Genomic DNA, 18,786 nt, shown 5'->3' on the forward strand with positions numbered 1-18,786 from the left:
ATATTTATCTAATTTGTCTTGCCGATCGAAAGCTCGCGAGTTTAGATTCCCATCATCCGATTCACAGCCGCTCGGTCAGGATCTGAGCAGGACTGGTTGATCTCAAGCGCGCACCCCGATGTGCGCCTCCCCCGCCGGGGGAGCTGGAGGCACCATGACCCTGCGATCCCTCGGGCGCGCGCTCGCCGCCCTGACGGCCTTTCTCGTCCTCACGCTCGTCCTGGCGCGGCCGGCGCACGCCAAGGGCCCTTCCGTCGATGAGCGGCTCGCCAAGGTGCTCGCCCGGCACGGCTTCACCGGAGAGATCGAGTCGACGCTGGAGTCGCGGCTCGGGCGGAAGCTCGACAAGAAGCTCGCGAAGCTCGGGCGTGACCTGTTCTTCGACAGCCTCCTCGGCCTGAACGACGACAACTCGTGCTCAGGATGCCACGCGCCGACTGCGGGCTTCGCCGACACGCAGTCGATCGCCATCGGCATCGACAATAACGGCGTCGTCGGGCCGCACCGCACAGGGCCGCGCAACCAGCGCCGTGCCCCCACCATCATCAACACGGCCTTCTATCCCACGCTGATGTGGAACTCTCGGTTCTTCGCCGTGTCCGGCGACCCCTTCGACAACAGCCAGGGGTTCTCGTTCACCGCGCCGGAGGGGACGTCGCTCTCTTCCCTGCCGCACCTGCTCAACGCCCAGGCGTTCATCCCGCCGACCGAGGTCACCGAGATGACCGGGTACGAGGCGCCGCCGTCGCACGATGTCGTGCGCGAAGAGGTCACGGAGCGCGTGAACGACGTGAAGGCGTACCGCAAGCGGTTCGCCAAGAGCTTCCCGGCGGTGAAGCGAGGGCACGACGTCACCTACGAGATGATCGCGGCCGCCATCGCCGAGTTCGAGATGTCGCTCACGTTCGCCGACGCGCCCATCGACAGGTTCGCCCGCGGCCGCCGGAGCGCGATGACGCTGGAGCAGAAGCGCGGCGCGCTGCTCTTCTTCGGCGAGGCGGGGTGCGTCCGGTGCCACGCGGTGTCGGGGGAGTCGAACGAGATGTTCAGCGACTTCCAGCAGCACGCGATCGGCGTGCCGCAGATCGCGCCGACCGACGATCCGGCGCACTCGAACGTGGTCTTCGACGGCCCGAACGCCGATGAGGACTTCGGCCTGGAGCAGGTCACGGGCAATCCGGCCGATCGGTACAAGTTCAGGACCGCGCCGCTGCGCAACGTCGCCCTCCAGCCCACGTTCTTCCACAACGGCTCGTTCACGTCGCTGGAAGGCGCCATCCGCCACCACCTCGACGTCTACACGTCGGCCACGGAGTACACGAACAAGCACCTCGACCGCGATCTGCGGGGCCAGATGGGCCCGCTCGCCCCGGTCCTCGCCGCCGTCGACCCGCTGCTGGAGCAGCCGATCGACCTCACGGAGGAGGAGATCAGCTGGCTCTGCGCCTTCGTGGGAGAAGCGCTGCTCGACCCGCGCGCCACGCCGAAGCGGCTCGAGGCGCTCATCCCGGAGGAGCTCCCGAGCGGGCGCGAGGTCCACCGCTTCGAGTGACCGCGGGCCCGGCAGGCGGCGCTCACCCGGTCGAGCGCCCGCCGGCACCTCGGCTCAGCTGCGGTCGAGGCAGCTGCTCAGCGACTCCTTCTGGATGCTGCACTCCTCGTCGTATTTCGCGGGATCGCAGCTGTCCTCGGCGTGGTTGCGACACTCGAGGTACGACTCCCAGGCGTCGTGACAACCAGCCTCCTCGGCGGCCTCCGTATCGGCGCTGCACATCGCGAGGCAGCTCTGCTCCGTCGTGGCGTCCCCCGGGCACTCCACGGCTTGCTCGCAGAGCTCAGGGCAACCCTCCTCCTCGCCGTGCTCGTCGCTGCAGCCCAGGGCGATAAGGGAGAGCACCATCATTGTCATTACCTTCATCTGCCCAACGTATCACGAGAGCGACGCCGCGCGCCGGCGGGGCCCAGGTGGGCGCCAGTAGGCGGCCGCCTGGGCGGCGCGCCGGCTCGCTCCGGCGACAGCTCCCGGGAGGGCGCAGATCAAGGCAGCAGCCGGGAGAGGAGGCTCCACTTCGCCGAACGACCGGACTTCATGGCGAGGACCGTGGTCACGCCGATCACGCCCGCCGTGAGGGCGATGTTGAGCGGCCCCATGACGCCGAGGAGCCGCTGCCGCGCCGTGGCCTTCGCGGGCGAGCGCGGCGCCGGCGCTTCGTCTTCCTTGAGGAGGGGCACCGCGCGGTCGGGCGCCTCTTCGCGCATCTGCTGTCCGCCCACCATGCTGGCGATGCTCGTGGCGAGCGTCGCGCCCAGGAGGATGTCCTTCAAGCGCACGAGATCGCGGGTCTCACGGTCGATCGATCGCCCCGAGATCACCGTCCGCCCGATGAACCACGTGGCCGCGGCGGTGCCGAGCGAGATCGCATTGACGAGGTTGTACCGCTGCCAGGCGTCAGAGAGCACCTTGCCCCGCTCGGCCTCGGAATGGATATCCTTGACCGCCTGGCGCAACGCCAGCCGACCGAAGAGGGGACCGCCGAACCCCGCGGCCAGACCGAGCTCATGAAGCACCCATGCAGACGTCGAGAGAGTAGCCATGTCGTTCCACCTCATCGCGACGCACCAAGCAAGATCGTGCCCAGGGCTTGACTGCGCGCCATGATCCACGTCGTCGCAGGCGCGCCGTCTCGGCAGCGCGCCGGCGTCCGCGAGGTCGGGCCTGGCTCGGCCCTCACGAGAACGGCGTTTGCCCGGCGGGAGCTCAGGTCGACAGGTACGTCGCGCCGCCGCGCAGCACGGCATTCCCGCGAGCGCCGCTGAACTCTCGTCCGGCGGATGAACCACGCTCGTCGACGAGCGCGGCGGCGGCGGGACGGAGCACGTCGGCCACGGCCTGCTGCCGCAGCCGGTGGAGCTCGTCGGCGGCGAGGAACCCGTGGGAGGGCGGGAGATCGCTGTCTGCGATGCCCGGCGCTCCGGCGCTCACTTGATCGAGCGCGCGCGAGAAGGCCCCGGCGACGCGCTCTCGAAGGCGCGCGCCGCCCGTCGTGACGGCCCAGCGGACGAACGCCCAGGCGAGCTCTGCGTGGCGCGCCTCGTCGCGCGCGATCGCCTGGAGCGCCATGCGCACCGCCGGCGGCTGCGCCGCCTGCGCCGCGATCTCCGCCTCGATGGCCGAGAGGGTCTCTCCGACGCAGCCCTCCACGACGGTCGCCAGGGTGAGGGCCTCGAGCGAGCCGAGGTCGTCGAGCGCGCCGTGCAGGGGCAGCGGGCCGACGCCCACCGGCTCCCCCGCGTACGCCGACGCGATCGCGAGCGCGAGGCGCGCGTGCCGCACCTCGTCGAGCGCCGCGCGGTGCGCCGCTTCGAGCAGCTGGGGAGGGGCGCCCTGCGCCATCAGCGCGAGCGCGAAGCGGCCGAAGGAGGCGACCGAGGCGTGCTCGTTCTGACCGCGCTCGGCCCAGCGCCGGGCGAGCTCGCGGCGCTCCGCGGGCGCGAGCTCGCTCAGGTCGGTGTCGGCGAGCGCGCGCTCGAAGCGCCGCACGTCGGTCTGCGACCACGCGCTCGGGGCGTGCGCGAGCGGCGCGACGCGGGGCTCGCCCCGGACGAGGAGAGGTCGCCCTTCACACGAGATGGAACCGACCAGGTAGCAGCAGCTCGCCGGATCCGACGCGGTTCGGTTCGCGTAGGGGCCCTGGATCCACCCGGCCGCGCCCTCTCCCTCGGCGCTGCACGTGCACGTCCCCGAGCCGGGCGGCAGGTCGTCGAGGTGCGGCGCAGCCTCGGTGGCCGCAGGGCAGGCGCCGCCGACCGGCGCCGTGCAGTGCACCTCGTAACAGCACTGGCCGTAATAGCCACCATCGTGAAACGGCCCAACGCAGGTCGGATCCGGATAGGGATCGAGCGGCGCCGAGGCGTCGGGAGGATCGACTTCGCCACCTCCGCCGGCCCCCGATGTCACGCCTCCCGTCGAGCTCGAGCTGGAGCTCACCCCCGATGCCGCGCCTCCCGTCGAGCTCGAGCTGGAGCTCACCCCCGACGTCGCGCCTTCAGGCGCGCTGGAGCTGGAGCCGGACTCGACATGCGTGCCGCAGCCCGACACCAGCGCGAGGCTCGCGCCCCACTGGGACGCGACCAGGATTCGAAGCAGGAAGTTTCGCATGGACGGCGACAAGCAAGGCATGTACCGGGCGAACATACGTGATTTCGGCCGCCGAGCGAGCCCGCCGTGCCAGCGTGTGCCATCGCCCCGCCGTCAGGCATGCGGCCTCGGCCCTCGCCGCCGGTCGACTTTCCATCTGGTCGTGGTCCTGGATACCGGGTCTCGATGTCACCAAACCACCCGGTCCGCCGGGCAGATCTGGAGCGGTGCGAGGGCACGTCCATACCGATGAGGCCTCATGCGGATCGTTCTCGATAGCTCCGTCGCCATCGCCTCGATGAAGCCCGCAGAGCCCGGGCACGCGGACGCGCTCGCCTTTCTCGAGCGCGCCCGCGCCGCCGTGGCCGCGGACACGGCGCGCGTGCTCGCGCCGCCCGAGCTATGGCTCGAGGTGTACGTCGCCGAGCAACGGCTCGCGGCGTCGCGGCGGGCCGCGCCCGCGGCCACGAGCCCGCTGGGAGGCCTCGCGATCGAGCTGGTCGCGCCCGAGGACGCGGGCGCCATCACGGAGTTCCTCGCCCAGCTGACGAGGCGCATGCGCGGCCGCAGGCCCTTCGCCAACGCGACCGACCTCGTGTATCTGTGGGCCGCCCGCCGCGCGGATGCGACCGTGGTGACGCTCGACGAAGGGCTCCTCAAGTACCACGGTGTCGTCTGCGATGTGACAAGGCCGCAGCACGTTCGGCTCGGATTCGGATAACGCGTTGCAGCGAGCGGCAATGCGCTTCGCGACACCCGCTGTCCTCGAAAACGTCAAAAAAAACAGCCGTGCCGGATGACCGGATGGCAATGGCGCAAGTTTACACTCCGCGCATATGCACTTGTCGCACCCGGCGAGGGCAGCTATCCCTGAGCGTCGCAGCGGAGCGCGCGGAGCTCGCGAGCCTGAGCTGCGCGGCGAGGCGCATGCGAAGTACATCGCTTATTTCACCGGTCCTCTCGGTGAGCTTGGCCCTCTTGACCACCCTGGCTGCGCCGCAGGCCCACGCCCGCCGCGCCGGGCTTGCGGTGGAGGGGTGCAACGGCTGCCACACCGGCGGCGCGGAGCCAAATATCACCATCGACTATAGCCCCAAGAACCCGGCGGCCGGCGAGACGGTGACTCTGCAGGTGCAGATCCGGTCTGCCAACATCAACGCCGGGGGCATCTATCTCCTCACCGAAACAGGCCGGCTCTCCCCCATCAACGGTCAAGGCACCAAGCTCATCGACGAGCACCAGCTCGTCCACGACGCGCCGAAGCGAGCGAGCGGAGGGGTCGTCCGCTTCGACGCGCAGTGGATCGCGCCGGGCGCGCCGGGCGGGGTCGTCGTCAAGGTGTGGGCCCTCGCTGCCAACGGCGACAACGGCCCGCGCGGAGACGGCGCTTCGTCCGCCGACACAGCGTTTGCCTACGGATGCGCCGGGACGACGTATTACCTCGATCGCGACGCCGACGGCTACGGCGACTCCAGCGCGCCCAGGGTCGATTGCACCCGGCCGGCCGATCACGCCGAGCGCGGCGGCGATTGCGACGACTACAGCGTCAACATCCATCCCGGTCAGGAAGAGGCGTGCAACGAGATCGACGACGACTGCGACGGAGAGATCGACGAGGAGCTCGAGGTCACGACGCAGTATGAAGACGCCGACGGCGACGGTTACGGCTCGTTCTTCGGCGCGACCGTCACGGCGAAGTGCCCCCCCGAGGGGTACGCGCCGAGCTCCAACGACTGCAACGACAGATCCCCCGACGTCCACCCGGACGCGCCCGAGATATGCAATCTCGCCGACGACGACTGCGATGGCCGGATCGACGAGGGCGTGCGCGAGGTGTGCGGCGTCGGGATGTGCGCGCGGGAAGCGAGCGCGTGCACCCCTGGGTCGTGCACGCCCGGCGAACCGACCGCCGAGGTGTGCAACGCGCTCGACGACGACTGCGACGGCGAGGTCGACGAGGACCCAGGCCTCTGCGCGCCCGGCGAGGGCTGCCCGAGCGGCACGTGCAGCAGCGGGACCGGCGGCGGCACGGCCGGGAGCGGCGGCAGCACCGGCAGCGCGGGAGGCGCCGGCAGCGCCGTTGCCTCCGCGGGCTCCGCGGGCGGCGGCGCGCCGGACGAGGGAGGAGCGGAGAGCGGCGGTTGCGCCGTCGACGCCGGCGCCCCCGGCGGCGGGTCTCCGTGGCGGCTGCTCACGCTCGCCTCGCCGTTCGCCCTCCTCGCGTTGCGGCGCCTGCGGAAGAGTGGCACCCTACGGTAAGCCTTCCTTCCGAGCCTGAGGTCGACACGCATGCTCTACCGCCGCTTCGGTCGCACCGAGATCAAGATACCTGTCCTCTCGTGCGGAGGGATGCGGTACCAGCAATCCTGGAACGACAAGGACCCCATCTCGCCCGCGAGCCAGCGCAACATCGAGGCGTGCATCGAGCGGGCGATCGAGCTTGGAATCAATCATATCGAGACCGCGCGAGGGTACGGCACGAGCGAGGAGCAGCTCGGGAAGATCCTGCCGACCCTGCCGCGCGAGCGGATCATCGTCCAGACGAAGGTCAGCCCCGAGGCGGATCCAGCGAAGTTCCTTGCGACGTTCGAGCGGTCGATGAAGCTCCTCCGGCTCGATCACGTCGACCTGTTCGCGCTCCACGGCGTGAACGACGAGACGCGCCTCTCGTGGTCGCTGCGCAAAGGCGGCTGCCTGGACGCTGCGCTCGAGCTGAAGCGGCAAGGCCGCGTGCGCGCGGTGGGGTTCTCGACGCACGCGGCGCCGCGCGTGATCACCGCCATGGTGCAGGACGGCCGATGCGATTACGTCAACCTGCACTGGTACTACGTGAATCAGCTCGCCTGGCCGGCCATCCAGGCTGCGGCCGAGCAGGACATGGGGGTCTTCATCATCAGCCCCACCGACAAGGGAGGCAGGCTGTACGAGCCGAGCGACAAGCTCGTGCGGCTCTGCGACCCGCTCTCGCCGATCGTGTTCAATGACCTCTTCTGCCTCGCTCGTCCCGAGGTCCACACGATCAGCGTCGGGGCGGCGCGCCCGTCCGACTTCGACGAGCACATGAAGGCCTTGCCGCTGCTCGACGGCGAGGGCGCCGCGCAGGCCGCGCTGGCGCCGATCCTGCGCCGGATCGACGAAGAGCTCGAGCGGGTGCTCGGCCGGGCGTGGCTCGAGACATGGCACGTCGGCCTCCCCGACTGGGAAGCCGTCCCCGGGCAAGTCAACATCCGCGAGATCCTGCGGCTGTACAACTTCGCCCGCGCGCTCGACATGACGGCCTACGGCAAGATGCGGTACAACCTCCTCGGCGGCGGCGGCCACTGGTTCCCGGGGAACCGCGCCGATCGCGTGCGGGAGCTCGACCTCGCGCAGGCCCTCGCGGGCGCGCCGCAGCGGCACCGCATCCCCGAGGTCCTGGCGGAGGCGCACGCGCTGCTCGCAGGGCAAGAGGTGAGGCGCCTCGGCAAACACTGAGCCTGAGCTTCGCGCGAGCGCGGCGAGCGGCTCCGCGGCGGGTGAGCCCGGCGCGCGCCTGCGTCGGCCACGGAGGCGAGCCCCCGCGTTGCAAAAGCGGGAACGGCCGACAGCGCACGGTTCTTGCCGCGTCCTGTCCTTGTTCGACATCCTCCCCTGGTGGGTCGGGGACAGTCGTTCCAAGGAGGTCTCTCATGCGCATTCACGGTACGGGGACGATGGCGCTCCTCTGCGCGCTCGCGTTCGCGGCAGGGGCGGGCTGCAATTCCGGCGGAGGGGACAGCGGAAGCGGCGGAGCGAGCGCAGGCACCGGCGGTGCGGGTGCCGGCACCGGCGGCGCGAGCGCGGGCACCGGCGGCGCGGGTGCTGGCAGCGGCGGCGCGGACGCCGGCAGCGGCGGCGCGGGTGGTGGCACGGGCGGCGCTGGCACCGGCGGCGGGGCGGAGGAGCTGAGGTGGTATCTCACATGCGGCGATCCGGTATGCAGCGGGCACCGGCCTCGCGACGGGGTGAAGCCGTGCACCGACGAGAAGGAGGGGGCCCCGTGCGCCGAGCCGGACGCGACATGCGATCCCGCGAACGACTGCAACGCGCAGCTGCTCTGCACCGGCGACGATCCTACGCAGCGTCCTGGGGGTTGCCCCAGATCCCGCGCCCGGTACAAACACGATATCCGGTACCTGCCGGAGACCGAGCTCGCGCGCGTGCGCGACGAGCTCGTCGCCACGCCGCTCGCGACCTGGCGTTACAACCACGAGGGCGGGCACGGCCGGGAGCATCTCGGGTTCATCATCGACGACAATCCGGCGAGCCCGGCGGTCGCGAGCGACGGCGACCACGTCGACCTGTACGGATACACGAGCATGGCCGTGGCAGCGATCCAGATGCAGCAGAAGCAGATCGCCGCCCTCCAGCGCGAGCTCGCGGCGCTCCGCAAGGAGCTCGACTCGACGCGGCAGGCGGCACGCCCGCCGGCGTCCAAGGCGGCCGGCCGGGCCCCACGATAGAACAGCTGGAGGCGCCGGGCGCTGGGGTCAGTCGTCTTCGAACGCGTGCCGCCGGAGCTCCGCGTCGATCCGCACCACCGACCGGGCGTGCGCGCGGCGCGCGTCGGCGAACACGGCCGGGTGAGCGCAGGCCGCGAGGATCTCGAGCGACTCCACGATGCGGGGACCAGGGCGATTGAAGAAGGCGTTGCCGTCGGCGACGTACACGCGGCCTTGCGCCACGGCCCGATACGTCGCCCAGGGCAGCACGCGGGGGAGGAGGTCGAGCTCATCGAGCGTGCGCTCGAGGGTGAAGCCGCACGGCTTGATCATCACCACGTCGGGATCGAGCGCGGCGAGAGCGGCCGGCGAGAGCGTCGGCGCGTGCTCACCGGGTCGCGTCACGAGGGGTTCCCCGCCTGCAAGGGCGATGAGCTCCGGCATCCACGTGCCGCCGATCATGACAGGATCGATCCACTCGACCGCGAGCACGCGCGGCCTGCCCGGCGCCGCGGCCGCGCGCGCGGCGGTGGCGGCGACGCGCGCGCGCAGCCGGTCGACGAGCGCCTCGCCGCCTGCCGCGCGGCCGATCCCCTCGGCGACGCGGCGAACGTCGGCCCAGATGTCGTCGAGCCGCGTCGGGTGCAGGTTGATGATGCGCACGTCCTGACGCGCAAGGCGCGCGACGGCCGCGCGGACGTCGTCGAACGAGACCGCGCAGACGTCGCAGAGGTCCTGCGTCACGATCACGTCCGGCCGCGCCTCGCGGAGGGCGTCCAGATCGATGTCATAGACCGCGAGCGCGTCCCGGAGGACGTCGCGGACCGCGGCGTCGATCTCCCGGCTGGAGCGCGCCGGCCTGAGCCGTGGGCGCGTGAGCACGGGGAGGCCGGTCAGCCCCTCGGGGAAGTCGCACTCGTGAGAGACACCGACGAGCTCGCTCTGCGCGCCCAGCGCGCAGACGATCTCGGTCGCGGACGGCAGCAGGGAGGCGATGCGCATGCGCGGTATTCTATCTCCTGGCGATCCCCGCGGGGCGCGGCGGGCACAATGCTCGTGAAGACAGGAGGTCCCCATGAGACTGCAAGGCAAGATCGCGCTGGTCACAGGGAGCAGCCGGGGCATTGGCCGCAGCATCGCTGTCCGGTTCGCCCGGGAAGGCGCCGACGTGGCGCTCACGTACCACAAGAGCAAGGAGGGCGCCGAGGAGGCCCTCGCCGAGGTCGAGGCCGCTGGGAGGCGAGGTCATCTGTTCGCCGTCGACGTCGCCTCCGTCCAGAGCGTGCAAGGGCTCATCCAGGAGGTCGTCGCGCGCTTCGGCCGGCTGGACGTGCTTGTCAACAATGCTGGGATGGAGAAGCGGGCGCCGTTCTGGGAGGTGACCGAGGAGGACTACGATGCGGTCATGAACACCAACCTCAAAGCGGTGTTCTTCGGGAGCCAGGCGATGGTCCGTCACCTGCGCGAGGCGGGGCGCCCCGGCAAGATCATCAACATCAGCTCGGTTCATGAGGATCTTCCATTTCCCCACTTCGCTTCGTACTGCGCCAGCAAGGGCGGCGTCCGCATGCTCACGCGCACGCTCGCCGTGGAGCTGCGCGGCACCGGGATCACCGTGAATGCCATCGCGCCGGGCGCGATCGAGACGGCGATCAACGCCGCTCTGCTCAAGGATCGCGACAAGCTGAGCGCGCTGCTCGCTCAGATCCCGCTGGGCCGCCTGGGAAAGCCAGAGGACGTGGCCGGGCTCGCCGTGTTCCTCGCCTCGGCGGACGCCGATTACGTGACCGGCTCGACGTACTTCGTCGATGGCGGGCTGACGTGGAACTACGAGGAGCAGTAGGCGAGGCACAGCCCCTCGCCGAGGAGCGGCGTCGTTAGACCGCCTGAGTCGAGAAAAGTTTCCGACAGGATGCAATGCAGCGAGGCCGAGGCCGGCGCATGCCGCTGCGATGCCTCGGCGCGGAACGTCTTTTGCCCAGGTGGAGAGGTGTAGCCCGCCACGACACATCGCATTTTTGCGTCACGCGGCCAGCTCCTTGTGGCACCATGCGCGCATGACGGAGATCAAGACCTATACAGGTGGCTGTCACTGCGGGAAGGTTCGTTATGAGGTCAAGGTGGACCTGAGCAATCCCGTGGTCATGTGCAACTGCTCGCGCTGTTCGAAGCTGGGCGCGATGCTGGCCTTCGCGCCGGTGGACCAGCTCACGCTCAAGGAGGGTGGCGACGTCCTCACCGACTACCAGTTCAACAAGAAGGTCATTCACCACGTGTTCTGCTCGGTCTGCGGCGTCGAGTCGTTCGCGCGGGGAGTCGGTCCCAACGGACAGGAGATGTGCGCCATCAACGTCCGCTGCCTGGACGACGTCGATATCGACGCGCTCAAGACGATGAAATTCGACGGGAAGAGCCTGTAGTCGCGCCCCTGTTCCGCCCGAATTCATCCCCGGTTCGGGGAACGACCCGTCCGGTAGCTGAGCCGGAGAAGGTTACTCGGCCGGCTCCTCTTCCCCCAACCGATCGAGCTCGCCCCAGAGCTCGTCCAGGTCGACCACCAGCCCGTCGCACCCTGGCACCGCCTCGACGCGCCCGACCGCGGCTGCCTGCGCCCACACGTAGCGCCCGTCCGGCCCGAGCTCGTAGATCTCCAGCATCCTCGTCGCCGGATCGAGCAGCCAGTACCAGCGCACGCCGAACGCCGCATACTCGCGCAGCTTCTCGATGCGATCGCGGTGGACATCGCGCGGCCGCGGCGAGACCACCTCGATCATCACGTCCGGCGGGCGCCGCATGGGCCCGCGCCGCGGCGGGGGCCTCTGCCCGGGCAGCACCATGGAGACGTCCGGCTTGCGCCCGCTGCCCTTGCGGAGGAGGTACTTGAGCTCCGAGCCGGCCACGAAGCCCCCGCGGGCCGCAGCCCACGCGCCGAGCACCCGGATGAGCCACATGACGGCGGTCTCGTGGATCCAGTCCGGCACCTCTTCCTCCACGAGCACGCCATCGACGAGCTCGCCCGGCTCGTCCTCGGCGAGCTCCAGCCACGCCTCATCGCTGAGGCTGTCCGAGCTGTCCCGAGCAACGGCGGCGCCAGCCATCACGGCTCATGAGGATAGCACGCTTGCCCCCGCCGACGGCAGCAGCGCTCCCCTCCCCGGCTGCCCGCTTCCACCCCGTCACCCCGGCTCCGCCGCCGCCCCCGGCGGCGCGGTCGGCTCGGCCTTCTTCGGCTGCTTCTTCCGGCGGCTCTCCAGCCACGCCCTGCGCTTCTCGACCCACTTGGCGAGATCCTTCGCCAGCCAGCCGCCCTTCTGCCGCCCCACGATCTCCCGCAGCAGCAGCGCGGCCTGGCCGTGGCCGATGCGCATCGCGAACAGATCGTCCATCACGATCTTCGCCCACCGCGTCCGGCGCACCGAGTCCATGTGATCGACGAACTGCTCTATCCGGAGCAGCACCTTCGTCCCGACCCCCGTCTTGCCCGTCACCACGAGCGCCGCCGTCTTCTCCTTGTCGAGCGCCTCGAGCCTGCGGATCGCCCCGTCGATCAGGTTCGCGTGCTCCGCCCACCCGGCGCCGCCCTGCTCCTTCGCCGCGCGCGTCGCGGCGAGCGCCTCGCGCAGATCGATCAGGCCGAAGTCCGAGTACGAAAGGAAGAACGTCAGCACCTCGCGCCGCGCCGACGCGTTGCTCTGCATCCGCTCGATCGCGGTCCTCACGCGATCCATCGAGAGCCACCGGTAGACGAAGTCGAGCCCGGTCCCCTTGATGTTCTGCGACCCCATCAGCCGCGCGTCGAACCCCGGCGGGATCTCGCGCGTGATGAAGTCGATCACCTTGTCCCCCTTCGCGTCGGCGTTCCACAGGACCGCGATGCGCTCGAGGCACAGCTCGCGGAACGCCACCCGGAACGCCTGGTTGGCCTCGGCGTCCGCGCCCCGCGAAAGCGCCGCCTCCACCTCCGCGCGCGCCTTGTCGCGGCGGGCGAGCCGCCGCGACAGCCGCGCCGCGTGGTGGATGATGTCCGGGCGGATGTCGTCCTCCCCCGCCGGCGGCGCGTGCGCCTCCAGGGCCTGCTTCACCGCCGCCTCGATCGCCTCGGGCTCCCCCTTCTTCCCGGCCACCCCGGGGCCGCCCACGATCGCCGCCGCCGCCGCCTCGTCGATCGCCGGCAGCGCGCGCAGCATCCGGGTGAGATCCTCCTCGAAGGCGCCCGCCCGCGCCGGGATGCCGACCTTCTTCATCTGCTCGTCGAAGCGCTCGAGCGCGCGCTCCTTGCCCCCGTCGCCCGTGATCACCATGTCCCGGAGCCGCGCGTCGAGCCCCTCCGTGATGAACTGCATCATCCCGCCGAGGTTCGAGTTGATCAGCACCACGTGATCGACCCCGATGTCCTCCACGATGATCTGCGCGAACACGCGCGACCGCGCGACCCGGTCCGCGCGGTTGTTCACCACCATCACCGTCGCCTTGCCGGGCGTCGCGTCCATGTCGTGCTTGTCGAACGCGAGACGCGTCCAGTTCGACATGAACCCGGCGCGCTCGTTCGCGCTCATCCCGTTCGAGAACGTGAGCTTCCGCCCCCGGTACTGCACCGTCGGGTACGTCTTCAGGACGCCGAGATCGAGGATCACGTGATCCGCGATCTCGACGAGCGCGAACTCGCGATCGACGCCGAAATGGTCCGCGAGCGCCAGCACCAGCGCCACGTTGCGCGGGTGCTCCTGGTACGGGAGCCGATCCAGGAGGTCGACCGGCAGCAGGTCCGCGTCGATCGGCGGGATCGCGACGAGGTTCGTCCCCTTCCGCTGCGCCTGGTCCTTGAGCAGCGGGAGCATCTGCTCCTCCGTCGTGAACGACAGCCCGTCCGTGGGCATGAAGCGCGCGATCACCCGGGCGACGTCCTCGCCCCCGGGGCCCTGGATGTCCTCGTGATCCGGGTAGGCGTTCGTCAGCGTCGTGATCTCGTCGCGCATCCACTCGGAGCAGAGCGTGTCCACGAAGAGCGGCTGGAGCGCCATGCACTCCCACAGGAACACCTGGGCGCGGAGGTTCCGCCCGGCCGTGAGGATGTTCCGCTGCTCCCAGATCGTCGCCTTGTCGTACGGGCGGTAGATGAAGATCTCCTGCGCCGGCAGGTCGCGCATGGCGTGGATGAACATCGCCTCGCAGCCGGTCGTCTTCACGACGACGTCGTAGCGGAGCGCGTGGAACAGCGCGGCCTTGAGCCGCTCCGAGCCGCTCTTGCCGCGCGTCCCCCAGCCGCCGATCGTGAGCGGGATGCCCCGGCGGGCGCGCTCGATCTGCGCCGCGATCCACGCGGCACGCAGCACCATGTACGCGAGGACGAGGAACACGATCCACGCGAGCTGCGTCGGGACGTTGCCCGCCGGCGAGACGAGGTACGAGAAGAAGCCGTCGATCCAGACGGGCACCGACGGACCGGCGAGCCAGTCGCGGCCGCTCTGGAGCGCTGAAGGCAGCGCGACCGCGAGGTACTTGACCGGCAGGTGCGGCTCGATCGCGTAGGGGCGCCCCTCGACCTCGCCCCCGGTGTCGCCGAGCGCGACCGTGAAGCCGAGCTCGCCCGTCATCAGCGTGAACTTCTTCTGCTCGGCCGGCTCCTGCGCCACGAGCGCGCGCATGCGGGCCTGGGCGTAGCGGTCGTAGCGCAGCGTGAGCAGGGCGCGGGCGCGCAGCCGGTGCGCGAGCTTGGCCGGGCCGCGCACCGTGACCGTGCCGCGCGCCGTGATGAGGCGGATCTCGCGCTGGGTCAGGCTGGCGGCGGAGAGCAGGTCGTCGATGCGCGGGACGAACGGCCCCCAGCCGCCGACGGGCGGGTACACGTGGCGCTCGCCCGGCACGCGCGTCGGCGTGACCTCCGCCATGCCGACCGGCGGCGCGACGAGCTCGCCCGCGAACAGGCGGCCGCTCGTGTGGATCCACCCCTTGCGCTTGTCCGGCATCGGCGTGCGCATCTCGTGGACGAGCCGCCAGAGGCGGAAGCCGCGCGGCTCGCCGCGCGTCAGCAGGTACCGTCCCCGGCCGCGGCGCCGCAGCGTGTACGTCATGTCGCCGCGCGACGCGACCGCGAGCGCGCGCTCGACGTCCCTGGGCTCGGCGTCGGCCGGGAGCTCGACCGGCGCGCTCTCGCCCTCCAGGAGCTCCGACGCCGCGGCGAGGAGCGTCTGGCGGATGTGCTCGGCGACCGGGCGGCTCTCGACCTCGAGCAGCCGCAGCGCGGCGGCGGCCTCGTCCGACAGGTCCGGCGAGATCGCCGGGCGGCTCGCGAACTCGGCGAGCAGCTCGACGAACGTCCCCGGAGGCAGCGGGGCATAGGGCCCGGCGCAGAGCGTGCGCACCGCCTCGAGGGCCGCGCGGGACGCGAGCGGCGGACCGGGCTTCGCGAGGGCGAACCGGACGGCGCGCTCGGCGAACGGGGCGGCGTCCGCGTGGTCGGTCGCGTGCCGCGAGAGCTCCCGCAGCGCGTACCCGCGGACGCGAGGCGACCCGTCGCCCTCGGCGAGCTCGACGAGCGCCGTGAGGGCCTCCGCGCCGCCGAGCTCGACGAGTTGGCGCACGAGCTCCTGGCGGACGTGCTCGCTCGGGTCGTCGCGGGCGAGCAGCGCGATGGCGAGCGGGTCCACGCTCGCGGGCGCCACGCGGGCAGGCGGCGCGCCGGCCGCGGGATCGGCGCTGAGCCGGGGCGCCGAGTCGGGCGCGGGCGCGTCGGGCGGCTCGGCACCCTCGGAGCCCTCGCGGGCGCCTCCGGAGGCGGCGGCGGTCTCCGGCGCGATGCTCGACCGGCTGGCGCGGCTGGCCTGCGCGCCGCTCCAGCGGCGCGGGTCCCGCGCGGCGCCGGCGATGCGCCCCGCGCGGTCGAGCGGGATCACCGGGGCGGACGGGCGCGCCGCCGCGCCGAGCAGGCGCAGGGCGTTGCGGCGGAGGATGGGGCCGTCCTTGTCGGCGGCGTCCCGCGCGCGCAGGCGCTCGGCCAGCAGGGAGAACGCCTCGTCGGGGAACAGGAGGACGCCGATCTCGAGGGCGGCGATCTGCACCCAGCGGGACGCGTTGACCCCGCGCGACCACGCGAGCACGGAGCGGGCCGCGTCGAGCCCGAGGTGTCCGAGCCGCTCGCGCGCCGGGAGGCGGTGCAGCAGGGCGACGGCGGCGAGCAGCGCGGCCCGGCGGACGGGCGCGGGGCGGCTCGGCTCGGCGTGCGCCATGGCGAGCCGGAGGACGCCGCCGTCGCGGGCCACGTGCAGCGCGTCGGACGGGTCGTCGAGGTGCTGCGCGAGGTGGGTGAGGGCATGGTAAGCGACCTCGATCTCGTCGAGGCGGTCGGCGATGGCGGTGGCGAAGCGCTCCTGGGCCGCCTCGAGGTCGAGGTTGCGGCCGAGCGCCGAGAGATCGCCGGCCTGCTCGACGCGCGCCACGGCCCAGCCGAGCAGGGAGGCCGCGCCGCTCCTCTCGCTCTGCTTGCGCTCTCGCGCCCAGACGCGGAGCTGCCGGGCGAGGAGCTCGCGCCGCTCGGCGGGGGTGGCGGCCGACTGGTAGGCGAGCACGAGCGCGGACTCGGCGCTGCGCAGCCGATCGACCTCGGCGGCCGCGCCGTCCGCGCACCGGGCGAGCGCTGCGAGCAGCGCGGGCCTCGGGTACTCCTCGTCGCCCAGGTCGGCCGTGACGCGGGCGACGACCGTGGCGATGGCGCGCGGGCGCAGGCGCACCTCGATCTGAGGGAGGCTGTCCTCGATGACCTCCGGGATCGACCGCGGCGCGGAGGTCCAGGAGTCAGGCGCCTCGCGCGAGCTCACGGCGCCTCCGGGGTCGGGGCGGAGCCCCGAGGGAACTGGAGCGCGCGCCGCCTGTTCAGGGCGTGCCCTCCGCGAACGTGTCGCAGTCCTCGACGCGGCCGCCCTGCATGCCGCGCTTGAACCAGGTGACCCGCTGCGCCGACGAGCCGTGCGTCCACGTCTCCGGGTTGACCCTGCCGGTCGCGGCCTTCTGCAGCCGGTCGTCGCCGATCGCGGACGCGGCCCGGAGGGCCTCCTCGACGTCGCCCGCCTCGAGCAGGTCGCGCTTCGCCGTGGAGTGGGCCCACACGCCGGCGAAGCAGTCCGCCTGGAGCTCCATCTTCACGGAGAGCGCGTTCTTCTCGCCCGGGCGCGCGGCCTGCAGCTGGCGCAGGCGGCGCTCGGTCCCGAGCACGTTCTGCACGTGGTGGCCGATCTCGTGGGCGAGCACGTAGGCCTGGGCGAAGTCGCCTGGCGCGCCGAACCGCGCCTTGAGCTCGCGGTAGAAGCCGAGGTCGATGTACGCCGTCCGATCCGCCGGGCAGTAGAACGGGCCCATCGCCGCCTCGCCGATACCGCAGCCCGACCTCACGGAGTCGGTGAACACCGTCAGCTGGGGCGCCGGATAGCGCTGCCCCATCTGGCTGAACACCTGCGTCCACACGGCCTCGGTGTCATCGAGGACGAAGGAGACGAAGTCGACGAGCCGCTCCTCCTCGGGCGAGCTAGCGCGCCCGCTCTGCGCGCCGGGGGTCGCGGCCCCCTGACCGAGCCCCGACAGGAGATCCTTGCCGAAGACCAGCGAGAGCACGAGCAGGATCACCGTCCCGCCGACACCGAGCTTCGCTCCGCCGGATGCGCCGCGGAGGTCTCGGAGGTTCGCACTGCGTTTCCCAGGTGTCCAGCGCATGACCAGCGCATGTATAGCGTGGACTGCGCATCGGGTGGTACCTTAGCTTTCGGTCAGGACGTGAGGGTATTGCTCGCCTGGCGGTGCCGGCCTGGTCTCGCGGCGCGCGAGCGAGCGAATCGCCCCCTGCGCCTTGACACGAAGAACACGAGGCCTCTCTCGGCGTCTCCCGAGAAGACACCTCTCTGCGCCTTCAGGCGTCCTGGCGGTATCTCTCCTCGACTCGCCCGGTGCTCCGGGCAGCGCTCCGCTCCCAGAGCCCCAGCGCGCGCGCACACGGCAGCACCACCTGGGCGAGCGCCGCGCCCTGCAGCGCGCGCACGTCGGCCCCGCCGAGGTGGCCGTGCGCCGCGAGCGCCGCGGCGCGGCCGCCGCCCGGCTCGGCCCCCGGCGGGGGCGGACGCTGCAGCGACGCCGCGGCGGCCTCGAACACCTCGGCCACGGCGCGGCGGACCGGCTCGCCGCCGGCCCCGATCGCCCACGCCACCGTCAGCCAGGCGAGCTCGGCGTGCCGGGACTCGTCCTCCGCGATCACCTGGAGCGCCGCCCGCACCGCAGAATCCTCGGCGCGGGCGCGCTTCTCCGCCGCGATCACCGCGGCCACGGTCTCGCCAACGCAGCCCTCCTCCGCGGCGGCGCGCGCCAGCGCCGCGAGATCCGCGGCGATCGGCACCGCCGGCGGCATGGGGAACGCCGATGGTCCGACGGGGGCGCCCCGGTAGGCGGCCGCGAGCGAGAACCCGAGGCGGGCGTGGCCGACCTCGTCGAGCGCGGCGATGTGGGCGGCCTCGACCAGCGACGACGGCGCGCCGTGCGCCATGAGATCCAGCGCGAAGCGCGCGAACGACGCCACCGACGCGTGCTCCTCGAGCGCGCTCCGGAGCCAGCCGCCGGCGAGCGTCTCCCGCTCCTCGTCCGTCAGCTCCGCCAGCGAAGGCTGCTGCCCCCCCGCGCCGCTCGCCGTCGCACGGCCGAGCCATCCGGCCTCCGCCTCCCGCGGCGCCGCGGTCACCCGGTGCCCCTCGAGCGTGAACGGCCGGCCCTCCGCGATGCAGGTATCGCTCAGATCCTCGGCTTTCACCTCGTAGCAGCACGCGCCGTCGCGCAGCTCTCCGTCGCTCTCCACCGACACGATCCTGTCTTCGCATTTCCAGTAGACGAGCTGGAGCTCCTCCCACGCCTGCCGGCGGTCCAGGCATGCTCCGAGGTCCTCGGACCACTCGAAGCACCGGATGTCGGCGGGCTCGGCTTCGGGCTCCCCGCAGCCCGCAGCTGCGACGAAGAGGGCAGCGGCCGTCGAGGGGCCGGCGCACAGGAGGAGACGAGCGATGAGCGTTCGTCGAAAGGATCGGTCGAGCAGCATGGCGTGCACCTCCAGCCCATGCCTGCTGCCTCATGAGCGCTGCGAGGAGCCTGGAACAGGGCGGCTTGTGCGGGCCTCTATCGCAAGCCATGTACCACCGCCGGTCGCAGCGCGATCGCGTC

The 18,786-nt window shown here is 71.7% G+C and carries 15 protein-coding genes; 7 read left to right on the plus strand and 8 right to left on the minus strand.

The features are described 5' to 3' along the window. Nucleotides 1–154 precede the first annotated feature (154 nt). Nucleotides 155–1,552: a cytochrome-c peroxidase gene (locus WMF29_RS39450; RefSeq protein WP_437325235.1), complete on the plus strand. Its 1,398-nt coding sequence runs from the start codon at nt 155–157 to the stop codon at nt 1,550–1,552. 54 nt (nt 1,553–1,606) lie between these two features. Here WMF29_RS39450 and WMF29_RS39455 read toward each other — a convergent pair whose 3' ends face one another. From WMF29_RS39455 to WMF29_RS39465, 3 genes are all read right to left on the minus strand, one after another. Then, a complete protein-coding gene (locus tag WMF29_RS39455; protein WP_437325236.1) occupies nt 1,607–1,918 on the minus strand; it encodes a hypothetical protein in 312 nt (103 codons plus the stop codon). 119 nt (nt 1,919–2,037) lie between these two features. After that, a complete protein-coding gene (locus WMF29_RS39460; RefSeq protein WP_437325237.1) occupies nt 2,038–2,595 on the minus strand; it encodes a hypothetical protein in 558 nt (185 codons plus the stop codon). Nucleotides 2,596–2,758: 163 nt separating this feature from the next. Beyond that, entirely contained in the window at nt 2,759–4,159 is a 1,401-nt protein-coding gene (locus WMF29_RS39465) for a hypothetical protein (RefSeq protein ID WP_437325238.1), read from the minus strand. Nucleotides 4,160–4,397: 238 nt separating this feature from the next. On the opposite strand from WMF29_RS39465, the gene WMF29_RS39470 reads away from it, so the two are divergent. From WMF29_RS39470 to WMF29_RS39485, 4 genes are all read left to right on the plus strand, one after another. Continuing rightward, entirely contained in the window at nt 4,398–4,859 is a 462-nt protein-coding gene (locus tag WMF29_RS39470; RefSeq protein ID WP_437325239.1) for a PIN domain-containing protein, read from the plus strand. A 257-nt stretch (nt 4,860–5,116) separates the two neighbouring features. Next, a complete protein-coding gene (locus WMF29_RS39475; protein ID WP_437325240.1) occupies nt 5,117–6,397 on the plus strand; it encodes a putative metal-binding motif-containing protein in 1,281 nt (426 codons plus the stop codon). Nucleotides 6,398–6,427: 30 nt separating this feature from the next. Beyond that, the gene (locus WMF29_RS39480) at nt 6,428–7,612 is read left to right on the plus strand and encodes an aldo/keto reductase (RefSeq protein ID WP_437325241.1); all 1,185 of its coding nucleotides are present in this window, start codon (nt 6,428–6,430) and stop codon (nt 7,610–7,612) included. A 194-nt stretch (nt 7,613–7,806) separates the two neighbouring features. Beyond that, nucleotides 7,807–8,619, plus strand: coding sequence for a hypothetical protein (locus WMF29_RS39485; RefSeq protein ID WP_437325242.1), 813 nt, complete (start codon nt 7,807–7,809; stop codon nt 8,617–8,619). Between the two features lie 27 nt (nt 8,620–8,646). Here WMF29_RS39485 and WMF29_RS39490 read toward each other — a convergent pair whose 3' ends face one another. Then, entirely contained in the window at nt 8,647–9,600 is a 954-nt protein-coding gene (locus WMF29_RS39490) for an ABC transporter substrate-binding protein (RefSeq protein ID WP_437325243.1), read from the minus strand. A gap of 73 nt (nt 9,601–9,673) precedes the next feature. On the opposite strand from WMF29_RS39490, the gene WMF29_RS39495 reads away from it, so the two are divergent. Further along, complete coding sequence (locus tag WMF29_RS39495; RefSeq protein ID WP_437325244.1) at nt 9,674–10,441, plus strand: SDR family NAD(P)-dependent oxidoreductase; 768 nt, start codon at nt 9,674–9,676, stop codon at nt 10,439–10,441. 214 nt (nt 10,442–10,655) lie between these two features. Next, the gene (locus WMF29_RS39500) at nt 10,656–11,018 is read left to right on the plus strand and encodes a GFA family protein (RefSeq protein ID WP_437325245.1); all 363 of its coding nucleotides are present in this window, start codon (nt 10,656–10,658) and stop codon (nt 11,016–11,018) included. Nucleotides 11,019–11,090: 72 nt separating this feature from the next. On the opposite strand, the gene WMF29_RS39505 is transcribed toward WMF29_RS39500, so the two are convergent. The 4 genes from WMF29_RS39505 to WMF29_RS39520 form a co-directional block, all read right to left on the minus strand. After that, nucleotides 11,091–11,696 (minus strand): Uma2 family endonuclease, encoded by a 606-nt coding sequence (locus WMF29_RS39505; protein WP_437331213.1) that lies wholly within the window; start codon nt 11,694–11,696, stop codon nt 11,091–11,093. Nucleotides 11,697–11,774: 78 nt separating this feature from the next. After that, nucleotides 11,775–16,412, minus strand: coding sequence for a capsule biosynthesis protein CapB (locus WMF29_RS39510; protein ID WP_437325246.1), 4,638 nt, complete (start codon nt 16,410–16,412; stop codon nt 11,775–11,777). Nucleotides 16,413–16,467: 55 nt separating this feature from the next. Then, nucleotides 16,468–17,301 carry a KPN_02809 family neutral zinc metallopeptidase gene (ypfJ, locus tag WMF29_RS39515; RefSeq protein WP_437325247.1) on the minus strand — a complete coding sequence of 278 codons (834 nt, stop codon included), beginning with the start codon at nt 17,299–17,301 and terminating at the stop codon, nt 16,468–16,470. A 193-nt stretch (nt 17,302–17,494) separates the two neighbouring features. Next, on the minus strand, nt 17,495–18,664 hold the full coding sequence (locus WMF29_RS39520; RefSeq protein WP_437325248.1) for a hypothetical protein: 1,170 nt from the start codon (nt 18,662–18,664) through the stop codon (nt 17,495–17,497). Nucleotides 18,665–18,786 lie beyond the last annotated feature (122 nt).

It is taken from the genome of Sorangium sp. So ce381 (genome assembly GCF_051473845.1).
Lineage (GTDB): Bacteria > Myxococcota_A > Polyangia > Polyangiales > Polyangiaceae > Sorangium > Sorangium atrum.